Source organism: Kitasatospora sp. NPDC127035, assembly GCF_042726075.1.
GTDB lineage: Bacteria > Actinomycetota > Actinomycetes > Streptomycetales > Streptomycetaceae > Kitasatospora.
The window spans coordinates 102,293-102,947 of the sequence record NZ_JBHXDN010000033.1; the positions used below are offsets into that span (position 1 = coordinate 102,293).

General features: G+C 68.5%; 2 protein-coding genes. One reads left to right on the forward strand and one right to left on the reverse strand.

Annotated elements, in window-relative coordinates:
• Positions 1 to 114 precede the first annotated feature (114 nt).
• Positions 115 to 288 (reverse strand): CsbD family protein, encoded by a 174-nt coding sequence (locus ACFWIC_RS22850; RefSeq protein ID WP_329949018.1) that lies wholly within the window; start codon positions 286 to 288, stop codon positions 115 to 117.
• 132 nt (positions 289 to 420) lie between these two features.
• Here ACFWIC_RS22850 and ACFWIC_RS22855 point away from each other — a divergent pair, with 132 nt between their 5' ends.
• Positions 421 to 591: a hydrophobic protein gene (locus tag ACFWIC_RS22855; protein ID WP_329874831.1), complete on the forward strand. Its 171-nt coding sequence runs from the start codon at positions 421 to 423 to the stop codon at positions 589 to 591.
• Positions 592 to 655 lie beyond the last annotated feature (64 nt).

A 655-nucleotide genomic window follows, 5' to 3' on the forward strand; every position in this document is an offset into this window, starting at 1 on the left:
GCCCACCCACCCCCCCCCCCGCCCCGCCCCCCCCCCCCGGCCCCGCCCGTGCGGCTGCCCCCCCTTTTCTATAGTTGGTCGGGGCCCACCACCACGAGGTGTCTCGTGGGACGTTCAGTGCTTGAAGGCGTCCTTGAGGTGCTCGCCGGCCTGCTTGGCGTCGCTCTTGGCCTGGTCGGTCCTGCCCTCGTTCTCCAGGCGCTTGTTGCCGGTCAGCTTGCCGACGCCTTCCTTGATCGCGCCCTTGGCCTTCTCGCCGGTGTTCTCGATCTTGTCGCCGGTGCTCATCGTGATCTCCTCGACGTGGTGGTTCGGTGCTGACGTGGGGTCGTCTGCCCTCGTCGGGCGGAAAGATTCCCAGGAATATGAGCTGTTCAGCGGGGCAGTCGGTCCTCCGACACTGACTACGGAGGTCGACTCATGGTTCCGCTTCTCATCGTCCTGCTGCTGGCTCTGCTCCTGTTCGGGGCGGGGTTCGCGGTGAAGATCCTCTGGTGGGTGGCCGTCGTCGTCCTGGTGCTCTGGCTGGTCGGGTTCGTTGCCCGCGGTACGCATTCCTCCGGCCGCCGTCACCGCTGGTACCGCTGGTGACCGGCAGGAACATCCGCATCTAGGGAGGGGGTCGGGGCCCCCCCCGGTGGGGGGGGGGGCGCCC

Bases quoted from the DNA above. Each gene is read 5' to 3' on its own strand.
- ACFWIC_RS22855 (WP_329874831.1), top strand. From the start codon at position 421: ATGGTTCCGCTTCTCATCGTCCTGCTGCTGGCTCTGCTCCTGTTCGGG.
- ACFWIC_RS22850 (WP_329949018.1), bottom strand. From the start codon at position 288: ATGAGCACCGGCGACAAGATCGAGAACACCGGCGAGAAGGCCAAGGGC.